This window comes from Bacillus sp. PS108 (assembly GCF_037963335.1).
GTDB lineage: Bacteria > Bacillota > Bacilli > Bacillales > Bacillaceae > Bacillus > Bacillus subtilis.
This window is the reverse complement of record NZ_CP150155.1, coordinates 177,501-197,963: the sequence shown is the minus strand read 5'-3', so window position 1 is coordinate 197,963 and position 20,463 is coordinate 177,501. Positions and strand designations below refer to the sequence as shown.

19 protein-coding genes and 5 tRNA genes (1 of these 24 cut by a window edge) are annotated in these 20,463 nt (G+C 44.5%); 13 read left to right on the top strand and 11 right to left on the bottom strand.

The window, feature by feature from the left end; translation table 11 throughout:
• Positions 1 to 15: 15 nt before the first annotated feature.
• The 9 genes from cdaR to NSQ16_RS01095 form a co-directional block, all read right to left on the bottom strand.
• Complete coding sequence (gene cdaR / locus NSQ16_RS01135) at positions 16 to 1,467, bottom strand: CdaA regulatory protein CdaR (protein ID WP_089172437.1); 1,452 nt, start codon at positions 1,465 to 1,467, stop codon at positions 16 to 18.
• Complete coding sequence (gene cdaA, locus NSQ16_RS01130; protein ID WP_003223651.1) at positions 1,460 to 2,281, bottom strand: diadenylate cyclase CdaA; 822 nt, start codon at positions 2,279 to 2,281, stop codon at positions 1,460 to 1,462. Before cdaA ends, cdaR begins: the two co-directional genes overlap by 8 nt.
• 160 nt (positions 2,282 to 2,441) lie before the next feature.
• The gene (rsiW, locus tag NSQ16_RS01125) at positions 2,442 to 3,068 is read right to left on the bottom strand and encodes an anti-sigma-W factor RsiW (protein WP_003234951.1); all 627 of its coding nucleotides are present in this window, start codon (positions 3,066 to 3,068) and stop codon (positions 2,442 to 2,444) included.
• Between the two features lie 13 nt (positions 3,069 to 3,081).
• Positions 3,082 to 3,645: an RNA polymerase sigma factor SigW gene (gene sigW / locus NSQ16_RS01120; protein WP_014478649.1), complete on the bottom strand. Its 564-nt coding sequence runs from the start codon at positions 3,643 to 3,645 to the stop codon at positions 3,082 to 3,084.
• A 230-nt stretch (positions 3,646 to 3,875) separates the two neighbouring features.
• Positions 3,876 to 3,947, bottom strand: a tRNA-Gln gene (locus NSQ16_RS01115).
• 4 nt (positions 3,948 to 3,951) lie between these two features.
• Positions 3,952 to 4,036, bottom strand: a tRNA-Tyr gene (locus NSQ16_RS01110).
• A gap of 22 nt (positions 4,037 to 4,058) precedes the next feature.
• Positions 4,059 to 4,131: transfer RNA gene (locus NSQ16_RS01105), tRNA-Thr, on the bottom strand.
• A 4-nt stretch (positions 4,132 to 4,135) separates the two neighbouring features.
• Positions 4,136 to 4,211 (bottom strand) — tRNA-Val (locus NSQ16_RS01100).
• Positions 4,212 to 4,214: 3 nt separating this feature from the next.
• Positions 4,215 to 4,289, bottom strand: a tRNA-Glu gene (locus NSQ16_RS01095).
• Positions 4,290 to 4,468: 179 nt separating this feature from the next.
• On the opposite strand from NSQ16_RS01095, the gene NSQ16_RS01090 reads away from it, so the two are divergent.
• The 13 genes from NSQ16_RS01090 to NSQ16_RS01030 all read left to right on the top strand — a co-directional run bounded on the left by NSQ16_RS01090 (position 4,469) and on the right by NSQ16_RS01030 (position 18,899).
• Positions 4,469 to 4,924, top strand: coding sequence for a DUF523 domain-containing protein (locus NSQ16_RS01090; protein ID WP_003234960.1), 456 nt, complete (start codon positions 4,469 to 4,471; stop codon positions 4,922 to 4,924).
• 12 nt (positions 4,925 to 4,936) lie between these two features.
• Complete coding sequence (locus NSQ16_RS01085; protein WP_014475628.1) at positions 4,937 to 5,419, top strand: GNAT family protein; 483 nt, start codon at positions 4,937 to 4,939, stop codon at positions 5,417 to 5,419.
• 109 nt (positions 5,420 to 5,528) lie between these two features.
• A complete protein-coding gene (murQ, locus tag NSQ16_RS01080) occupies positions 5,529 to 6,443 on the top strand; it encodes an N-acetylmuramic acid 6-phosphate etherase (RefSeq protein ID WP_015715134.1) in 915 nt (304 codons plus the stop codon).
• Between the two features lie 16 nt (positions 6,444 to 6,459).
• The gene (locus NSQ16_RS01075) at positions 6,460 to 7,311 is read left to right on the top strand and encodes a MurR/RpiR family transcriptional regulator (protein ID WP_015252968.1); all 852 of its coding nucleotides are present in this window, start codon (positions 6,460 to 6,462) and stop codon (positions 7,309 to 7,311) included.
• A gap of 25 nt (positions 7,312 to 7,336) precedes the next feature.
• The gene (locus tag NSQ16_RS01070; protein ID WP_015715132.1) at positions 7,337 to 8,704 is read left to right on the top strand and encodes a PTS transporter subunit EIIC; all 1,368 of its coding nucleotides are present in this window, start codon (positions 7,337 to 7,339) and stop codon (positions 8,702 to 8,704) included.
• Positions 8,705 to 8,760: 56 nt separating this feature from the next.
• The gene (gene amiE, locus NSQ16_RS01065; protein ID WP_038428285.1) at positions 8,761 to 10,086 is read left to right on the top strand and encodes an N-acetylmuramoyl-L-alanine amidase; all 1,326 of its coding nucleotides are present in this window, start codon (positions 8,761 to 8,763) and stop codon (positions 10,084 to 10,086) included.
• A 27-nt stretch (positions 10,087 to 10,113) separates the two neighbouring features.
• Complete coding sequence (gene nagZ / locus NSQ16_RS01060; protein WP_230488401.1) at positions 10,114 to 12,042, top strand: beta-N-acetylhexosaminidase; 1,929 nt, start codon at positions 10,114 to 10,116, stop codon at positions 12,040 to 12,042.
• 13 nt (positions 12,043 to 12,055) lie between these two features.
• Positions 12,056 to 13,300, top strand: a complete 1,245-nt coding sequence (locus NSQ16_RS01055) for an exo-beta-N-acetylmuramidase NamZ domain-containing protein (protein WP_015252972.1) — start codon at positions 12,056 to 12,058, stop codon at positions 13,298 to 13,300.
• Between the two features lie 190 nt (positions 13,301 to 13,490).
• Positions 13,491 to 15,080: a bacillibactin transport transcriptional regulator Btr gene (btr, locus tag NSQ16_RS01050; RefSeq protein WP_029726922.1), complete on the top strand. Its 1,590-nt coding sequence runs from the start codon at positions 13,491 to 13,493 to the stop codon at positions 15,078 to 15,080.
• A gap of 90 nt (positions 15,081 to 15,170) precedes the next feature.
• Positions 15,171 to 16,124 carry an iron ABC transporter substrate-binding protein FeuA gene (gene feuA, locus NSQ16_RS01045; protein WP_014475620.1) on the top strand — a complete coding sequence of 318 codons (954 nt, stop codon included), beginning with the start codon at positions 15,171 to 15,173 and terminating at the stop codon, positions 16,122 to 16,124.
• Positions 16,125 to 16,142: 18 nt separating this feature from the next.
• On the top strand, positions 16,143 to 17,147 hold the full coding sequence (locus tag NSQ16_RS01040; RefSeq protein ID WP_015715127.1) for an iron ABC transporter permease: 1,005 nt from the start codon (positions 16,143 to 16,145) through the stop codon (positions 17,145 to 17,147).
• Positions 17,140 to 18,150, top strand: a complete 1,011-nt coding sequence (feuC, locus tag NSQ16_RS01035) for an iron ABC transporter permease FeuC (RefSeq protein ID WP_003234980.1) — start codon at positions 17,140 to 17,142, stop codon at positions 18,148 to 18,150. The genes NSQ16_RS01040 and feuC overlap by 8 nt, the downstream gene beginning before the upstream one ends.
• Positions 18,147 to 18,899 carry an alpha/beta hydrolase gene (locus NSQ16_RS01030; protein WP_089172435.1) on the top strand — a complete coding sequence of 251 codons (753 nt, stop codon included), beginning with the start codon at positions 18,147 to 18,149 and terminating at the stop codon, positions 18,897 to 18,899. Before feuC ends, NSQ16_RS01030 begins: the two co-directional genes overlap by 4 nt.
• Positions 18,900 to 18,908: 9 nt before the next feature.
• Here NSQ16_RS01030 and NSQ16_RS01025 read toward each other — a convergent pair whose 3' ends face one another.
• Both NSQ16_RS01025 and NSQ16_RS01020 read right to left on the bottom strand, forming a co-directional pair.
• Positions 18,909 to 19,829 (bottom strand): bile acid:sodium symporter family protein, encoded by a 921-nt coding sequence (locus NSQ16_RS01025; protein ID WP_072557088.1) that lies wholly within the window; start codon positions 19,827 to 19,829, stop codon positions 18,909 to 18,911.
• A 145-nt stretch (positions 19,830 to 19,974) separates the two neighbouring features.
• A protein-coding gene (locus tag NSQ16_RS01020) for a SulP family inorganic anion transporter (protein WP_015252977.1) crosses the window boundary here: on the bottom strand, positions 19,975 to 20,463 show its end. Its footprint extends 948 nt past the window's final position; only the last 489 of its 1,437 coding nucleotides appear in the window; the start codon falls outside the window, past its right edge; it ends in the stop codon at positions 19,975 to 19,977.

The window sequence follows — 20,463 nt, the reverse complement described above, 5'->3', positions numbered from 1 at the left end:
ATAATCGCTCCTTTTTTATTCCGATGAGGATTGTGAATTCGCAGTGGATTCATCCTCATCCTGATCTTGGTTTTGATCTTTATTTTCGTCTTGGTTTTGATCGTTGCTGTTTTTATCAGTGTTCTTTGTATCTTCTTGCTGATTGTTCTTTTGATCATTTGTTTGTTTATCTGTGTCCTGGTTCCCTGATGTATTGCTGCTGTTATCATTCGTTGATGTATTGCTTTTCTTAGACGTCAGCTTGATTTTGGCGTTTTTCCGCCCCAAGGACCAAGTTACATTCTGTGGCCCGTTCACTTCAAGCTTCACGCTATGCTCCCCGTCCTCTAAATCTGAAACATTCACATACAATTCAATATCTGATTTTTTCAGCTTTTTTATATTCGTGGGAGAGCCTTTAGCCGTTACATCTATCGCTTGTGATTCAGGATCAAGAAATTCAATGTTTTGTGAGCTGCTCAGCCCTACAGTCTTGATAGGGACATTCTCGAACTTCTGATCCGCTTCACTATCGACTTCTATATGCAAAGTCACCTTTGACGGTGAGATTTTTTTGACACCGTCAGGAAGCGGAATATCTGCCTCGATATCGGAATCCTTGTTAATTTTACTTAAATCTAAGCTGACGCCGTCAATAAATTCAAGAGAATCCAACACATCCTGTGAGCCGTAAACCGTTACCTCACTGGGGCTGGATTCAATATTCGCTATGCTGACACCGTCAGGAAGGCTTCCTGTCCGTTCAATTTTAAAGGGCACTTTTTTACTCGGGCTTGTCACCGGAACGGTAATCTTGATGACCGAGGGCTCCACGTCGACAGGAAGCGCGTTTCCGTCTTTATCATAGACAGTCACTTTCGCTTCCTTTTCAATCGTTTCATCTGCGTTTTCCAAATTCACTGAAGCTTTTACAAGAGAAATATTATCGATCACATTTTTCGATCCGGTAATCTGCACATTTTTCGGACTGACAATCGGCTGCTCCGGAGAATAGCCTTTTTTCATCTTGCTTTTGTTGTAGTACTCCACTTCTACGGGAAAACTTTTGGTCGTCCGTTCCTGAATGGTCACTGTCGTAACAGACGGATTAATTGAGATTGTCAGCCCATCCGACACGTTTTTGGCCTTAAGCTCAACCTTATGTGTGCCGGTTTTCAAATGTTCCATATCAGCATATATTTCAAAGTTCTTGGTCTGCCGAGCCTTTTTCACGGCGCTTGTCGAGCCTTTTATCGTGACATTAACTGTTTGCGGAACACCCGTCACGACGTAATTTTCATCATCATAATACGCTTTAACCGGGATATCGGTCAGAGTTGCTTCATCAGTTGTTGATGTCGGAAAGAAAGATTCACCCGGTTTTTTCGGAGTCGGTGCTTGGTTGCTGTTAACCGCCACATAAAGCAAGAGCGCGAAAAGCAGAGCAATGATTTTCACAGCCCAGCGGTTGTTTAAGAATTTATCCATTTTTCTTGCCCCTCCAATACCAGCGGTTAGAAGAAGTGTCTCTGGTGTTTTTCTTAAACTCGGCTTCAAGCATTTCTTTCAGCGCTTCTTCTGTAAGCTCTCTGTGAAGGTCGCCGTTCTTTGCCACACTGACGCCGCCGGTCTCTTCAGACACAATAATCGTCAAACTGTCTGTTACTTCACTGATACCGACAGCTGCTCTGTGCCGCGTGCCCAGTTCTTTTGAAATAAACGGGCTCTCAGAAAGCGGCAGATAACAGGCGGCCGCGGCAATTTCATTATTTTTCATAATCACCGCACCGTCATGAAGCGGGGTGTTTGGAATAAAAATATTGATCAGCAGCTCAGAGCTGACTTTGGCATTCAGTGGTATGCCGGTCTCAATATAATCCCCCATTCCAGTATCCCGCTCAATGGTCAGCAGGGCGCCTATACGGCGTTTCGCCATATAATTGATCGCTTTTGTAATGGCCTCAATCGTTTTCTGCTGCGCTTCTTCAACAGGCGTGCCGCTCCTCGAAAAAAAGCGGCCGCGGCCTAGCTGTTCAAGCGCTCTTCTCAGCTCAGGCTGAAAAATAATAATAATTGCTAAAAATCCCCATGTTATCGCTTGGTCCATCAGCCATTGAAGTGTGCTGAGGCCCAAATATTGGCTGGCCATACGAACAAGCACGATGACTACAATTCCTTTTAACAGCTGAACCGCTTTCGTGCCGCGTATCACCATAATCAATTTATATATCACATACCAAACAAGGAGAATATCAACGGCATTGCCGAGGTACTGCAAAAAAGGGATATCCTCAAAAGCCATTTCCTCGTCCTCCAAGATTTCAGTCATTTCGTATTTTGTGTTTTACGTGTTACGCATATGTACTTTACATAGCGAGCCCATTATACCACATTTCGATTTAGCAAGTGAAATGTGCCAGCCCTCTCAGCCCGCAAAAAAAGAGCAAAGCGGCTAACGCGCTTTACTCTTCTCCGTTCGGATTGAATGCATCGAGTACACTTTTCCCCGCAGACTTCATCTTGTACCATGTCCAGTCGAATAACTGATTGATTTCTTCAATCTGACCGGTGACTTGTCCAGCAGAGGCCATATACTTTTCGCCGTTTACGACGGTTACATCCCCGTCTATTTTGCCTTTAATAATCAGCTTGCCGTTTTTGACAGTGACATCACCTTTGACCGTCTCACCTTCTGGTACGGTCACAGTATGGTTATGAACCACAAGATTCGGCTGCTTGGACACGCTGAAATTGTGGTCATTATGCCAGCTGTTAAAAAAACCCCCGCCCATCAAAATGATGAATACCGCAGCAGCTGCGATAACGGGATGGGTTCTGAACCATCTTTTTACAGAAGCTCTTTTCTTCTCCTTAGGCAATTTTGCCATGACATTAGCGGTAAAATCCGCGGGGGCTTCGACATGCGATGTGCTCCGTACGAGCGCTATGGATTTCTCCATCTCGTAAAAATGCTTTCTGCATTTCTCGCATGTCTCCAGATGTTCATTTAATACGTGTTCATCTTTTGGAAGGATATCTCCATCAAGATGCATATGCATAAGCTGCACAATTTGTTCAGGACAGCTCATTTCATCACCCCACTTAAAGATCCCTTAATTGTTTTCTAAGAGCCTCTCTGCCTCTGTGAATCCGCGTTTTCACAGTCCCCACAGGAATGTTTAGAATCTCCCCGATTTCAATTAATGAGAGTTCGTCAATATACTTTAATACGATGACTGTTCTGTATTTGTCAGGAAGCTTTAAAATTTTCTGCTGTATCGTGTTTGAGAGCTCCAGCGACACAACTGCATCTTCAGGCAAAACACCATCTGCGGCGATTTGAGAATACATGGTCAAGCCTTCCGTACCAGCCACCTCTGCATCGAGGTAATAATCCGGCTTCTTTTTGCGAATGCGGTCAATGGTCAAATTGGTCGCGATTCGATAAAGCCAAGTTGAAAATTTCCGGTTAATATCAAAACTGTCGATATTAACGTACGCTCTGATGAAAGCTTCCTGTGCAATATCCTCCGCCTCATGCACATTGCCAAGCATACGGTAGCAAAGCTGATAAATTTTATCTTTGTAAATATCTACGATGTCCGCAAATGCATTCTGGTCGCCTTTTTTGACTTGTTTAATTCTTTTTTTAATCATCATTTCCATATTTATCTAACCTCTGCCTTCACCGGTCTGTATGTATACGAGCTTCGTTTCAAAAGGTTTCAATTTTTTTATAAAATAAGTTTATCAAATTTTTGGCAGGGTGTAGATGGTAATTCGTGAATAAACTACCTTAACATATTTTTAAAATTATTATACAGACTGAACAGTTAGAAGTTGGAATGATTTTCCCGAAAAGAAAAAAGACACCTTTTGATCAAAGGTGTCTGTGACTGGGCTAGCTGGATTCGAACCAACGCATGACGGAGTCAAAGTCCGTTGCCTTACCGCTTGGCTATAGCCCAATAATGGTGGAGGGGGGCAGATTCGAACTGCCGAACCCTGAGGGAGCGGATTTACAGTCCGCCGCGTTTAGCCACTTCGCTACCCCTCCACATAAAATTTTGAAAAAACAGTGCCGGCAAGAGGACTTGAACCCCCAACCTACTGATTACAAGTCAGTTGCTCTACCAATTGAGCTACACCGGCAAGATGGTGGAGGATGACGGGCTCGAACCGCCGACCCTCTGCTTGTAAGGCAGATGCTCTCCCAGCTGAGCTAATCCTCCAAATGGTGACCCGTACGGGATTCGAACCCGTGTTACCGCCGTGAAAGGGCGGTGTCTTAACCGCTTGACCAACGGGCCGTTGTGTTCTCGTCGAGCTGACAAAAGTTATTATATACAGGTCACCCCCTGTTTGTAAAGAGAAAAATTAAATTTTTTATTTTCAAACTTTTTAACTCCTTTTTTAACTGAAAAAGCCTCCCAACTAAAGCCATTTATTTTATGATAGAGACAAGCAAAGCAAGAGAGGAGAAACCAATATGATACTAGTCAGTTCTTGCCTTGGAGGCATTGAATGCAGATATAACGGCTCTCACGCAGCGTCGGAGAAAATCAGAAAACTAGTCGATGAAAAGAAAGCAGTCATGGCTTGCCCTGAACTTCTCGGCGGCTTCTCTACCCCACGCGAACCCGCAGAAATCATAGGAGGCACTGGCGAGGATGTCCTCAATGGAACAGCGAAAATCGTGACAGCTTCAGGAGAAGACGTCACAGAACTATATATGGAAGGCGCCGCGAAAACATTGGCTTACGCAAAAGAAATCAACGCTTCTGCCGTCATATTAAAAGAAAACAGTCCATCTTGCGGAAGCGGTTTTATCTATAACGGCACATTCTCTGGCAAAAAAATCACCGGCAGCGGAGTAACCGCCGCACTGTTAAAACAAGCGGGCTACCGCGTCATTTCGGAAAACGAGCTTAACGACATATTGTAAGGAGGCCACCCCATGACTCAAGACATTTCTTTATCCTTCTATAAGCCTGAACACTTGCCCGAGCTCCAATCATTCACGCTCACCAACGATGACAAACGCTTTACCTCCCTCCCGAAAGAGGTGCTGTCTCAGGCTCTGGGCATACAGGACCGATACCCGGTTGTCATCTTAAAAGACGACCTTCCAGTCGGTTTTTTCATTTTACATGCATCAAAAGAAACGCTTGCTTCCTATTCTAACAATCCATTTGCTTTACTGCTCAGCTCCCTGTCTTTAAACGCTGTGCATCACGGAAAAGGCTATGCGAAAAAAGCCATGCTTTTGCTTCCCGCTTTTGTGAGCGGATATTTTCCATGGTGCGACGAAATCATCTTGGCCGTCAATCATCTGAACATACGCGCAAAACACCTTTATATGAAAAGCGGGTTCCTTGATAAAGGACGGCGAAGAATCGGGCCGCTTGGAGAACAGTTGATCCTTCATCATTTCTTATAGTCTTAAGTGAAATAAAATTTCAAAAATTTAAAAACATAGTTGAAATATCATAACAGAAATGAATATACTGAATATTGAGATATATCATTTTAAAACAGGGGGCATCCTCATGTCAGAACCATTAAACCTTCACCGTCTCACAACGGAATCACGCAATAGCCAAACAGTTGAAATCCACAAAGCAAACACTCTTGGCATCCTCAAAATGATCAACAACGAAGATATGAAAATCGCTGCAGCCGTTCAGGAGGTTCTCCCCGACATCAAAACAGCTGTAGACTGCGCATATGAATCGTTTCAAAATGGAGGCCGGCTCATATATACAGGCGCCGGCACAAGCGGCAGACTCGGCGTCATGGATGCTGTTGAATGTCCTCCCACCTACAGCGTAAGCCCTGATCAGGTCATCGGAATCATGGCTGGAGGCCCCAAAGCCTTTTTACAGGCAGCAGAGGGCATTGAAGACAGTGAAGAAGCAGGAGCTGAAGATTTAAGAAACATACAGCTCACTTCAAATGACACCGTTATTGCCATCGCAGCAAGCGGCCGCACACCGTACGCCGCAGGCGCCCTAAGATACGCCCGAAAAGTCGGAGCACACACCATCGCCCTTACTTGCAATGAAAACTCCGCCATCAGCAAGGATGCGGATCACAGCATTGAGGTTGTCGTCGGACCTGAGGCCATTACAGGATCAACACGTATGAAAGCCGCAACCGCTCATAAAATGATTCTAAACATGATATCTACCGCTGTAATGGTCAAAATCGGCAAGGTTTACGAAAACTTGATGGTAGACGTCAACGTCAGCAACAAAAAACTAAAAGAACGCGCCATCAGCATCATCCAAAGCCTTACAAACGCTTCATACGACACAGCCAGATACACTCTGGAACAAGCCGATCATCACGTCAAAACAGCAATCGTCATGCTCAAAACAAGCACAGATCAGAAACAAGCAAAGACATTACTCGATGAAGCAAACGGTTTCATTGACAAAGCAATCGAACATTACCATCCATGATAAGGAGAGAACTAGAATGGCCACAGGCGGTTTAGCGATCATCCAATCAATGAAACATAAGCTCCCTCCATCCGAGCGCAAACTTGCAGATTATATCCTAGCCCATCCCCACAAAGCAATCGAAAGCACGGTCAACGAAATCAGCGCCTTAGCCAATTCAAGTGACGCTGCCGTCATCAGGCTCTGCAAATCACTCGGTTTAAAAGGATTTCAAGATTTAAAAATGAGAGTAGCGGGCGATCTGGCAAAGCCTACGTTTCAGGGCTACCGGGATATTGTTCCCCACGAGCCGCTGCCCTCCATTTCCGAAAAAACGGCCGGCAATGCCATTCAAGCCATTCAGGATACTTCAGACCTGATGGACTACAAAGAGCTTGAACGAGCGGTTTCTCTGCTTCTCAAAGCTCATACCGTGCATTTTATCGGCCTCGGGGCTTCCGGCATTGTCGCCAAGGACGCCCAGCAAAAGTGGCTTCGCATTCATAAACAAGCAACCGCGTTTACAGACACTCATCTTGTGGCATCTTTAATCGCAAATGCAGATAAAGACGACATCGTATTCGCCATTTCGTTTTCAGGAGAGACACAGGAAATCATTGAACTGTTTGCCATGGCTAAGGAAAAAGGCATCACAACGATCAGCCTCACACAATTCAGTCAGACATCCGTCTCCGCACTGGCTGATGTCCCTTTGTATACAGCCCATTCCAATGAAGCCTTGATTCGAAGTGCAGCCACTTCCTCCCGCCTCGCCCAGCTTTTTATAATTGATGTTTTGTTTTTAGGCATGGCGGCTGAGCAGTATGAAACGACAACCGGTTATATCGATAAAACGAGAGCAGCCATACAATCTATGAGAATAAAATAAGGCATCTTGAAGGGGAGGGGTTTTAATGAGCAAAGAAAATAACTACCATCATCTCGCACAGAAAATCCTTGAGCTATGCGGAGGAAAATCCAATATTTCTTCATATACGCATTGCATGACACGCCTGCGCATTACACCTTACGATGAAAGCAAAGCAGATGCTCAGGGTTTAAGAAAGCTTGACGGCGTATTGGGGGTCGTTGAAGCTGAAACCTTACAAATTATCCTCGGCACAGGAGTCGTCAATCATGTTACAGCTGCTTTCTCAAAGCTCGTGTCAGCAGAAGAAGGTGCCGATGTCAAAGAAGCAGCCGCCAAAAAGAAAGCCGATATCAATCGGAAAAATGCCACTCCTTTTAAACTTTTCTTACGTAAAATTGCCAGCATTTTTATCCCTCTTATTCCCGCTCTAGTCGCTTCCGGTTTAATTACTGGGATTACCAAAGCAATTATTCAAGCAGGCTGGCTCTCTGCAGACTCACAAATTGCGATTATCCTGACAGTCATCGGATCAGGGCTGTTCACTTATCTCGGCATTCTCGTCGGTATTAACGCTTCGAAAGAATTTGGCGGGACACCCGCACTTGGGGCTTTGGCCGGGATCTTGATTATCAATCCGGAGATCGCAAAAATCAGTTTATTTGGAGAAGAGCTTCTCCCGGGCAGGGGAGGTCTGATCGGCGTCCTTTTCGCAGCCATATTCATTGCTTACACCGAACAATTTATTCGCCGTTTTATTCCTCAATCACTCGATATCATTGTCACACCCACCGTTTCACTGTTAATCACCGGAATCGTAACATATGTCGTATTTATGCCTTTAGGCGGATTCATTTCTGATGCCATTACATCCGGCCTTCTGTCCATCCTGGACATCGGCGGCATCGCTGCAGGCTTTATTCTGGGCGCAACCTTCCTTCCTCTCGTCGTAACCGGACTGCATCAAGGCTTGACGCCTGTGCACATGGAACTGATCAATTCAATTGGCAATGATCCTCTGCTCCCTATTTTGGCTATGGGAGGTGCAGGACAGGTAGGCGCGGCCTTTGCCGTTTTCGTGAAGACGAAAAAAACAACACTGAGGAAAGCAATCGCCGGCGGGCTTCCATCGGGACTGCTCGGCATTGGTGAACCGCTTATTTTCGGAGTCACGCTGCCGCTTGGCCGTCCGTTTTTAACAGCATGTTTAGGAGCTGGAATCGGCGGCGCCTTTCAAGCTTATTTTCAAGTAGCCACCATTGCGATTGGTGTCTCCGGACTGCCGCTTTCTTTTCTAGTCCTGCCTTCGCAAATCATCCTGTATATCGTTGGGCTCTTTATTTCCTACGCGGCCGGTTTTTTATTGACCTATGCATTCGGATATAAAGATGAAATGGCTTCTCAGTTCGATTAAATTGTTTCTGTTTTAGGGATAGTAAACGGGATAGAAGCACAGAAAGGGGCTAGCCTGTGAAAACAAAGACACTGTTCATATTCAGTGCCATTTTAACCCTATCGATATTTGCGCCAAATGAAACCTTCGCACAAACAGCAGACAACTTGATTGAGCCGAAAATCATAAATGCAGAAACTGCACAATTCTCGACGAAGAAGCTAAGGAAGGTAGATCAGATGATAGAACGGGATATTGCAGCAGGATTTCCAGGCGCCGTTCTTGTGGTGGTGAAGGATGGACGCATCATAAAAAAAGCAGCATACGGCTACAGTAAAAAGTACGAAGGATCAGAACTGCTGCGCCGTCCGGCCAAAATGAAAACCCGCACGATGTTTGACTTAGCCTCAAATACAAAAATGTACGCAACAAATTTTGCATTGCAGCGCTTAGTCAGCCAAGGAAAACTTGACGTCTATGAAAAAGTTTCTGCATATTTGCCGGGTTTCAAGGATCAGCCGGGTGACCACATAAAAGGAAAAGACAAGATACGTGTCATCGATGTCCTCCAGCACCAATCAGGGCTCCCATCAAGTTTTTACTTTTACACGCCGGAAAAAGCCGGCAAGTACTATTCCCAGGAACGGGACAAAACGATTGAATATTTGACGAAAATTCCGCTCGATTATCAAACCGGGACAAAGCACGTATACAGTGACATTGGATATATGCTACTTGGGTGTATTGTCGAAAAACTCACTGGCAAACCGCTTGATGTCTACACGGAGCAAGAGCTCTACAAACCGCTCAGGCTGAAGCATACCTTGTACAATCCGCTGCAAAAGGGCTTTAAACCGAAACAGTTCGCAGCTACTGAACGAATGGGCAATACACGTGACGGCGTTATTCAATTCCCTAACATCCGCACAAACACGCTGCAAGGAGAGGTGCATGACGAAAAAGCGTTTTACTCAATGGGTGGCGTGTCTGGGCATGCCGGATTGTTCTCAAATGCAGATGATATGGCCATACTGCTGCAAGTCATGTTAAACAAAGGTTCATATCGAAACATTTCTTTATTTGATCAGAAAACAGCCGACCTGTTTACAGCACCTTCAGCAACAGATCTGACATTCGCTCTTGGCTGGAGGCGGAACGGAAGTAAAAGCATGGAATGGATGTTTGGCCCTCATGCCAGTGAAAATGCTTACGGGCATACCGGCTGGACGGGGACAGTTACAATTATTGATCCAGCATACAATTTAGGCATCGCATTGTTAACAAATAAAAAGCATACACCAGTTATTGATCCGGAAGAAAATCCAAACGTCTTTGAGGGTGATCAATTTGCAACAGGCAGTTATGGAAGTGTCATAACCGCGATTTATGAAGCGATGGAGTGAATGATTAGACGATAGGAGGAAGTTTCTATGAGACCTGTCTTTCCGCTTATCCTTTCAGCCGTTCTCTTTCTTTCATGCTTTTTCGGGGCCAGACTGACAGAAGCCTCTGCATCCAAACGTGCAATCGATGCCAATCAGATTGTCAATCGTATGTCGTTAGATGAAAAACTCGGCCAGATGCTGATGCCTGATTTTAGAAATTGGCAAAAGGAAGGCGAGTCCTCTCCGCAAGCCCTTACAGAAATGAATGATGAAGTCGCCAGCCTCGTCAAGAAATATCAATTCGGAGGCATCATCCTTTTTGCAGAAAATGTAAAAACAACAAAACAAACTGTCCAACTGACAGACGATTACCAAAAGGCAAGTCCAAAAATCCCGCTCATGCTGAGTATTGATCAGGAAGGCGGCATTGTAACGAGGTTAGGGGAGGGCACTAATTTCCCAGGGAATATGGCGCTGGGCGCAGCCAGAAGCAGAATCAATGCGTATCAGACCGGCAGCATCATCGGGAAAGAGCTCTCTGCCTTAGGCATCAATACAGATTTCAGCCCTGTCGTGGACATTAACAATAATCCCGATAATCCTGTAATCGGCGTACGGTCATTTAGCTCCAATCGAGAACTGACATCACGTCTCGGTTTATACACGATGAAAGGGTTGCAGCGGCAGGATATCGCGTCTGCCCTCAAACATTTCCCGGGACATGGAGACACGGACGTTGACAGCCATTATGGACTGCCGCTCGTTTCCCATGGCCAAGAACGGCTTCGTGAGGTCGAACTTTATCCTTTTCAAAAAGCAATTGATGCTGGTGCTGATATGGTGATGACAGCCCATGTTCAGTTTCCCGCCTTTGATGACACCACTTACAAAAGCAAACTCGATGGATCGGACATTCTGGTTCCAGCTACACTTTCGCAAAAAGTGATGACAGGTCTTCTTCGTCAGGAAATGGGCTTTAATGGGGTCATCGTTACCGATGCGCTCAATATGAAGGCAATTGCAGATCATTTCGGACAGGAGGAGGCTGTGGTCATGGCCGTAAAAGCTGGTGTCGATATTGCATTAATGCCAGCCTCAGTCACTTCAATGAAAGAAGAACAGAAATTCGCACGTGTCATTCAAGCTTTGAAAGAAGCCGTGAAAAACGGGGATATTCCTGAACAACAAATCAACAAATCAGTTGAAAGAATCATTTCCCTGAAAATAAAACGCGGCATGTATCCAGCACGAAACAGCGACAGTACAAAAGAAAAAATAGCCAAAGCCAAAAAAATCGTAGGAAGCCAGCAGCACCTGAAAGCAGAGAAAAAAATAGCTGAAAAAGCAGTAACTGTATTAAAAAATGAACAGCACACTTTGCCGTTCAAGCCTAAAAAAGGCAGCCGAATCTTAATTGTGGCACCTTACGAAGAACAAACTGCTTCAATCGAACAAACCATTCACGATCTCATCAAGCGAAAGAAAATCAAACCCGTATCCCTCAGCAAAATGAACTTTGCCAACCAAGTATTTAAGGCCGAGCATGAAAAACAAGTAAAAGAGGCTGATTATATCATTACCGGCTCCTATGTCGTCAAAAATGACCCTGTCGTCAACGACGGTGTCATCGACGACACAATATCAGATTCAAGCAAATGGGCCACCGTGTTTCCGAGAGCTGTCATGAAAGCCGCACTGCAGCACAACAAACCATTTGTCTTAATGAGCCTGCGCAACCCCTATGACGCAGCCAATTTCGAAGAAGCAAAAGCACTGATTGCAGTCTATGGCTTTAAAGGATACGCAAATGGCAGTTATCTTCAACCTAATATTCCGGCCGGAGTGATGGCGATATTCGGCCAGGCAAAACCTAAAGGCACACTTCCAGTTGACATTCCGTCAGTCACGAAACCAGGGAACACCCTTTACCCATTTGGCTACGGATTAAATATCAAAACGGGAAGACCGCTTTAATAAGGAGGGACACATGAGAAAAACAATATTCGCTTTTCTGACAGGGCTCATGATGTTCGGAACGATAACCGCTGCCTCTGCTTCACCCGATTCAAAGAATCAAACGGCTAAAAAACCTAAAGTCCAGACTGGGATAGACACGCTCTTGCCAGACTATAAAAAACAGCTCAAGGGAAAACGTATCGGACTGATCACCAATCCAACCGGAGTAAACGCATCTCTGAAAAGCAGTGTCGATATCCTTTACGAGAACCCGGATATCAAACTGACAGCTTTATTCGGCCCTGAACACGGCGTCCGCGGTGACGCCCAGGCTGGAGACGAAGTAGGCTCTTACATTGACGAAAAAACCGGGGTTCCCGTATACAGCCTCTACGGAAAAACGAAAAAACCGACTCCAGAAATGCTGAAAAATGTCGATATTCTAATGTTTGACATTCAGGATGTCGGGACCCGTTTCTACACGTACATTTATACAATGGCATACGCAATGGAAGCCGCTAAAGAAAACGGCATTCCATTTATGGTGCTAGACCGTCCGAATCCCCAAGGCGGGAATCATATTGAAGGGCCAATCTTAGAACCTGAATACGCCTCATTTGTCGGATTGTATCCCATTCCATTGAAGCATGGGATGACGATAGGCGAATTGGCTTTACTGTTCAACAAAGAATTTGATATTGATGCCGATCTTACAGTGGTAAAAATGAAACACTGGAAACGAAAAATGGATTTTGACGATACCCGATTGCCTTTCGTCCTCCCTTCGCCTAACATGCCGACGGTGGAAAGCACATTTGTTTATCCTGCAACCGGGCTGATTGAAGGAACAAATATATCCGAAGGGCGAGGGACAACAAAGCCATTCGAATTGATCGGAGCTCCCTTTATCAAAAGCACAGAACTTGAAGAAACATTAAACAGCCTCCATTTGCCGGGCGTAACATTTAGGGCAGCATCCTTCACACCGACGTTTTCTAAACATCAAGGAACGCTTTGCCACGGTGTGCAGCTCTATGTGACAGACAGAGATAAGTTTGAAGCCGTTAAAACGGGTCTTTCAGTCATTAAAACCATACACGATCTCTATCCTGAGGATTTTGAGTTCCTGTCAACAGGTTCATTCGATAAACTGGCAGGCAACGGCTGGATCAGGACAAAAATTGAAAATGGAACTTCGGTTGAGGGCATCATAAACAGCTATGAAAAAACACTCCAACAATTCAGCAAAACAAGAAAAAAATATCTCATTTATTAGAACGTAAGCATCGTATGTTACACGTGTAACATATTCTTACTGAACGAAAGACCCTTACTTTTACACATAAGTAAGGGTTTTTTTCATGCTAAAAACCCACCCGCTTTATATAGGAAAACTTTCATTTATTTGGTACAATTTTTATTGAAAATGATTATCAATTGAAAGCTTCTGAAAAGGTGGTCTACTCGTGCAAAATGCAGTGATTTATCAACCGATACAAATTGAATATCTAAAAAAGACAAGTGATCTCTTCTCAGAACAGCAATTAGCCGATTCATTCGTGCTGATTTTTCATTTAAAAGGAAACGGCTATATTTCGATCGGAACAAACACCAATCCTCTGCAAAAAAAGACACTTTATGTTTGTCCGCCTAACGAGACCTTTGGCTTTATGCCAGCAGCCGATGGACATATAGATGCCTGTCTGATCAGGCTTCAAAGCTATATCAAGGAAGCCGGCCAAGATATTTACACACCGTGCACAGAATCGGAATTAGCCAAACTGAAGCTTATGAATGTTTCACATATCGAAAATCTTGCAGTCCGGCTTCAAGAGCTTGCCGCACTATGGAATGAATCGTCTCAGCTTTCTCAGCTAAAATGTGTGATTGAAGTACAAAGCCTGATTTATGATCTTTTTACTGCCAGTTTATCTGATCAAACGGATACACATTCAGCAATCGAAAAAACAAAACACTATATCGAAACACATGCCGATACAAAAATCACGCTTGCCCAGCTGTCGCAAATGGCAGGAATCAGTGCCAAACACTACAGTGAAAGCTTTAAAAAATGGACAGGACAGAGCGTAACAGAATTTATTACGAAAACACGAATCACAAAGGCAAAACGGCTCATGGCAAAATCAAACTGCAAATTGAAAGAAATCGCACACCAAACCGGTTATCAAGATGAATTTTATTTCAGCAGAATCTTTAAAAAATATACAGGCTGTTCACCTACAAGCTATATGAAAAAACGCCGAAAGAAAATCGCCGCATACGGAAGGGGCACAATGGGCCATCTCATCCCTCTTCACCACATACCTTTTGCGGCCGCTCTGCATCCGAAATGGACGTCTTACTACTATCAGCATTATTCGACAGATATACCCGTCCAGCTCAGTGCATACCGGTTTAATGAAAAGTGGGAAGAAAACCTGTACACGTTATCGCAGGCAGAACCAGATGTGATTGTCAGCATGGATTCTATTTCTCCAGAAGAACAAGATCGCCTGAATCGCATCGCAGAAGTCATGTACCTTCCTTCAGAAGAAAGCTGGAGAACCCACTTTCTGCAAACTGCCTCATTTTTAAAGGAGGAGTCCGAAGCAGAAAAGTGGCTAGCGGATTATGACCAGCAGACAACAGCCGCCAAAAAAACACTTCAGCACGTTCAAGGGCTGCGTTTTCTCTTTTTGAGGCTGCATAAGCAAAACTTCTATCTGGCACATAACCGAAGTGTCCGCGAAGTTTTCTTTGGGGATTTAGGATTCAGCTCGGCAACAACGGCTGACACACCTTCAGAACAAGCGATTTCGTTAGAAAATATCGCAAATTACCAAGCTGACTGTATGATGCTTTTTCTTTTTAAAGAGCCGGAGACCATAGCTTACTACCAGCAATTACAGCAGACAGAAGCATGGCAAAACCTAAGCGCGGTACGAGATAACCGTGTTTATCTTCTATCCCTTGACCCGTGGAATGAATACTCAGCTTGCGGGCACGAACGCATCGTTCAGCAAACTGTTTCTTTACTATCCGGAGATTGTCCATGATAAATCAGGAATTTGTCCATGGTGTTATATCTGTTCATTCTCTATAATTCCAATTGATAATAGTTATCAATTGAACAGGAGGCTCTATAGATGAAAAAGATATCTCTTACCTTATTAATCTTGCTTCTCGCGCTGACGGCGGCAGCTTGCGGCAGCAAAAATGAATCAACTGCCAGCAAGGCAAGCGGCACAGCATCTGAGAAGAAGAAAATTGAATATCTTGATAAAACATATGAAGTAACTGTACCGACAGACAAAATCGCCATTACGGGAAGCGTTGAATCAATGGAAGACGCGAAATTGCTTGACGTTCATCCGCAAGGCGCAATTTCATTCTCCGGCAAATTCCCTGATATGTTCAAAGACATCACTGATAAAGCCGAACCAACCGGAGAAAAAATGGAGCCAAATATTGAAAAGATTCTTGAAATGAAGCCTGATGTTATCCTTGCTTCAACAAAGTTTCCGGAAAAAACGCTGCAAAAAATCAGCACAGCAGGCACGACGATCCCAGTTTCTCATATCTCTTCAAACTGGAAGGAAAACATGATGCTGCTTGCCCAGCTGACCGGAAAAGAGAAAAAAGCAAAGAAAATTATTGCAGACTATGAACAAGATCTAAAAGAAACAAAAACAAAAATCAACGATAAAGCGAAAGATTCAAAAGCGCTTGTCATTAGAATTAGACAAGGCAACATTTACATTTACCCTGAACAGGTGTATTTCAACTCCACACTATACGGTGATTTAGGCCTTAAGGCGCCTAACGAAGTAAAAGCTGCAAAAGCGCAAGAGCTGATTTCATTAGAAAAATTAAGTGAAATGAACCCGGACCATATTTTCGTCCAATTTTCTGATGATGAAAATGCAGATAAACCTGATGCCTTAAAAGATTTAGAGAAAAATCCAATCTGGAAAAGCCTTAAAGCAGTCAAAGAAGACCATGTGTATGTCAACTCAGTGGACCCTCTCGCACAAGGCGGCACAGCTTGGAGCAAAGTCCGTTTCCTGAAAGCGGCTGCTGAAAAATTGACACAAAACTAATTCAGAGTAGGTTTTTGTATGTATTCAAAACAGTGGACACGTATCATATTGATTACTTCTCCATTTGCTATAACGCTGTCACTTTTACTTTCAATCCTTTATGGGGCAAAGCATCTTAGCACAGATATTGTTTTTACATCTCTTATTCATTTCGATCCGGGAAACACAGACCATCAAATTATATGGCATTCCCGGATTCCAAGGGCTGCCGGCGCTCTGCTCATAGGGGCAGCCCTTGCTGTTTCTGGAGCGCTTATGCAGGGCATTACGCGCAATTATTTAGCTTCGCCATCCATTATGGGTGTTTCAGATGGTTCAGCGTTTATCATTACGCTTTGCATGGTTCTGCTCCCGCAATCATCTTCGATTGAAATGATGATATACTCTTTTATCGGCTCAGCGTTAGGAGCTGTGTTAGTATTCGGCCTTGCCGCCATGATGCCAAACGGATTTACCCCCGTGCAGCTCGCCATCATCGGCACAGTCACAAGCATGCTGCTCAGCAGCTTATCAGCGGCCATGTCGATTTATTTTCAAATTTCTCAGGATCTCAGTTTCTGGTACAGTGCCAGACTTCATCAAATGAGTCCGGATTTCCTGAAGCTCGCCGCTCCGTTTTTCCTGATTGGCATTATAATGGCCATTTCTCTCAGCAAAAAGGTAACCGCTGTATCATTAGGGGACGACATTTCTAAAAGCCTGGGGCAAAAGAAAAAAACCATTAAAATCATGGCGATGCTTTCCGTCATCATTTTAACCGGCAGTGCCGTAGCGCTGGCCGGAAAAATTGCGTTTGTCGGGTTGGTTGTTCCCCATATCACGAGATTTCTCGTCGGCTCTGATTACAGCAGGCTGATTCCGTGCTCCTGTATTTTGGGCGGAATCTTTTTAACCCTGTGTGATCTCGCAAGCAGATTTATCAACTATCCGTTTGAAACACCGATTGAGGTCGTAACATCCATTATCGGCGTACCTTTCTTCCTTTATTTAATTAAACGAAAAGGAGGGGAGCAAAATGGCTAAAAAATATGCATTGTTCATCGCTTTGATTCTTGTTGTCAGTTATTTCAGCTTAACGAGCGGATCATTTTCTGTTCGTCCTGCTGAGCTGCTCTCCACTCTTTTTCAAATCGACCCGAATCCGCAATATGAAATTTTGCTGTTCGATTTAAGGCTCCCGCGGGTTGTCATGGCTGCTATTATTGGACTCGGTCTTGGCATTGCAGGCGCTGTTATCCAGGCCATCACGAGAAACGGGCTTGCTGATCCTGGAATTCTCGGAATCAACGCAGGGGCAGGAGCCGGCATTGTAGCGTTTATGCTCTTATTCCAAGGCCAGAAGGAAGTGACATCCATAGCTGCAGCGATGGGAATGCCGCTCTTTGGATTGATAGGCGGGCTCATCGCGGCGATCCTGATTTACATATTTGCATGGCACAGAGGCAATTTAGATTCAGGAAGAATTATTCTGGTAGGGATTGCGATCAATTCAGGATTCAGCGCCCTGTCTTTGTTTTTATCTTTAAAAATGGACCCGCAAGACTATCAAATGGCCATGGTGTGGAAAAACGGAAGCATCTGGTCTGCTAACTGGACGTATATCACAGCCGTACTCCCATGGATGCTGCTGTTTATACCGATTCTTATCGGCAAATCCCGCCTGCTCGACACCATTCGTTTTGATGAAGACACAGTCAGAAGCCTCGGCATTTCATCAAATAAAGAAAAAACCATCCTGCTCGTAGCCTGTGTAGCAATCATCAGCGCCTGTGTCTCCGTAGCGGGAAGCATGGCGTTTGTCGGCTTAATTGCTCCCCATATCTCACGGAGACTGGCTGGCGTCGAACATCGCTATATCCTGCCACTGAGCGGTTTAATCGGGATGCTTCTTGTGATAAGCGCAGACTTTGCCGGAAAACTGTTTTTTCAGCCCGCAGAAGTTCCCGCAGGCATCATTTTGGCGATCCTCGGAGTTCCTTATTTCTTATATCTGCTTTTCAAGCAAAAAAAGGGGGAGAATGCTTGAAAGGATCTCTTTCAGAACACAAAGCCGGCAACAGGAGGTTCACGCTGTACCTTCCTCCTTCCTACAGCACAGACAGCAGGAGATTTCCTGCTGTTTATGTGCAAGATGGCAGTTCTTTGTTCCAAAACCAAATCGAATTATTAGAAAACGCATTTCAACAGCGAAGGCTGCCTAAACTCGTGCTGATCGGTATCGAACCCGAAAACCGGCTTGATGAATACACCCCATGGCCGGCTGCATCACTCAGTGATCGGTTCACGGACTTCGGCGGAATGGGATATCACTATCTGTCTGATATAACGAACCAGTTCATTCCGCTAATCGAAGAAAACTGGAACGTCACCAGGGAACCGCAGTCAAGAGGAATGATCGGTGCCTCATTAGGCGGCCTCATCTCAATGTTCGCCATATTAAAATATCCGTCAATGTTCGGGAAAATAGGCTCTATATCAGGTTCATACTGGTACGAGAACGCAGCGGAAACCATTCATATATCTTCTTTAAAGCCCGGCACTGCACGTGTTTTCATGTCTATCGGGAGTGAAGAAGGCCGTGAAAAACAATCCATTCAGCGACATATGCTGAAAAAAACAAAGCAAGTTCATCAAAGTCTAAAAGAAAAAGGCTTCACTGAAGACCAGTTGTGTCTTTCAATTGAAAAAGGAGCGGTGCACCACCGCAAGTATTTCTGCAAACAGTTCATCAACGCGCTCGAATGGCTATACGGAAAAAACCGCTCAACCCTATGAGCGGTTTTTTTATGCTTTCTGCAACATTGGTTTTAATTCAAAACGATTCAGCATATAGCCAAACAAAGCAGCCAATATCTGCTGAAACAGCATGCCGATCACAACAGGAACGGCAACCTGAGACGGGAAGAACGTAACGGCAAGAACTGCGCCGGCACTAATATTCCTCATGCCTCCCGTAAATATAAGAGAGACTATTTCCTCTTGCCGCCTTTTCATCATTTTTCCGATCAGCCAAGCAGCGGCATAGCCTGTTAACGCGATAAAGAATACCGTTACAGCTATTCCTGCAAATCTCAAATCAATGGATTTGAAATAAGGAGCAATCGCTGAACTGTTAATCGCAATCACTGCCATCAAGCAAAGCTTTGAAAAAGGCGACAGCGCACTGCTCACAGACGCAGTTCTTTCTGGAGATGACATCTGATTAAACAGCATGCCCAGAAAAGAAGGAATCACGACCATTACAATCAGACCTTTCATCATTCCCCACACATCCATATGAACCTGAGCGCCGGCCAGCAATGAAAGACTCAGCGGTACGATTAGCGGTGACAGCACAGTATCAACTAAAATAATCGAAAGTGTCAAACCGACATTCCCTTTGTACATCGCTGCCCAAATCAAGCTTGTAATCCCCGTAGGAATCACAACAGCCAATGTTAAACCGGTAATCGTCAAAGGATCACCTTTAAATATAAGATGGCCGCTGCCCCAAGCAAAAAGCGGCATGAAAATATGAAGAACGAATAGTGCAAGAATCATAGGGAGAGGATGAGACAATGCATGTCTCAAAGATTGAAAGTTCGCGCTCAAACTGCCTGCAAACGTAATAAAAGCAAAGATCCAAGGCACAGCCCATTCATACCCATTTAAAAACTGAGACAGCAGCACGCCCAACACCACACTAGTCGGCGTTAACAGCGGCATCACTCTCCCCAATACACGGTTCAGCTTCTGAAGCATCATATGCAAGTCCCCTATTTAAAATTTCTCTTCTCTCTATTATATCAATGCTGCTTAAGTGTATGTTATATAAAAAAGCCCAGATCTCATTCATCTGGGCTTCTCTATTTTATGCCATCTGTTTCATTAGAGATTTACTCGCTTTATTCAAACCTTTTAACTCAGCTTCAATGCCTTGTTCCTTAAACTTCGCAACAATCTTATCAAGTGCGGCCGCACCAGAATCGTCCCATACGTGAGCTTCAGTTAAGTCAATCACAACCCGCTCAATATCCTCTTGATATATAAACGCATTCGTAAGATCAGTCACTGACGCAAAAAAGATTTGCCCCTTCACTTGATACGTTCTAAGCTTTTGATCCTCTGCATGAGAAACGATTTTCAGCTTCGAGATTTTTGCTACAAAGAACACGGCACTTAAAAGAACACCGACAAATACACCCTTAGATAAGTCATCCGTCACAACAACCGTAACCACAGTCACAACCGTGACAATCGAGTCCGTGAGCGGCGCTTTTTTGAGACCTTTTAAAGAAGACCAATCAAAAGTGCCGACAGACACCATAACCATTACAGCCACTAACGCCGCCATTGGGAT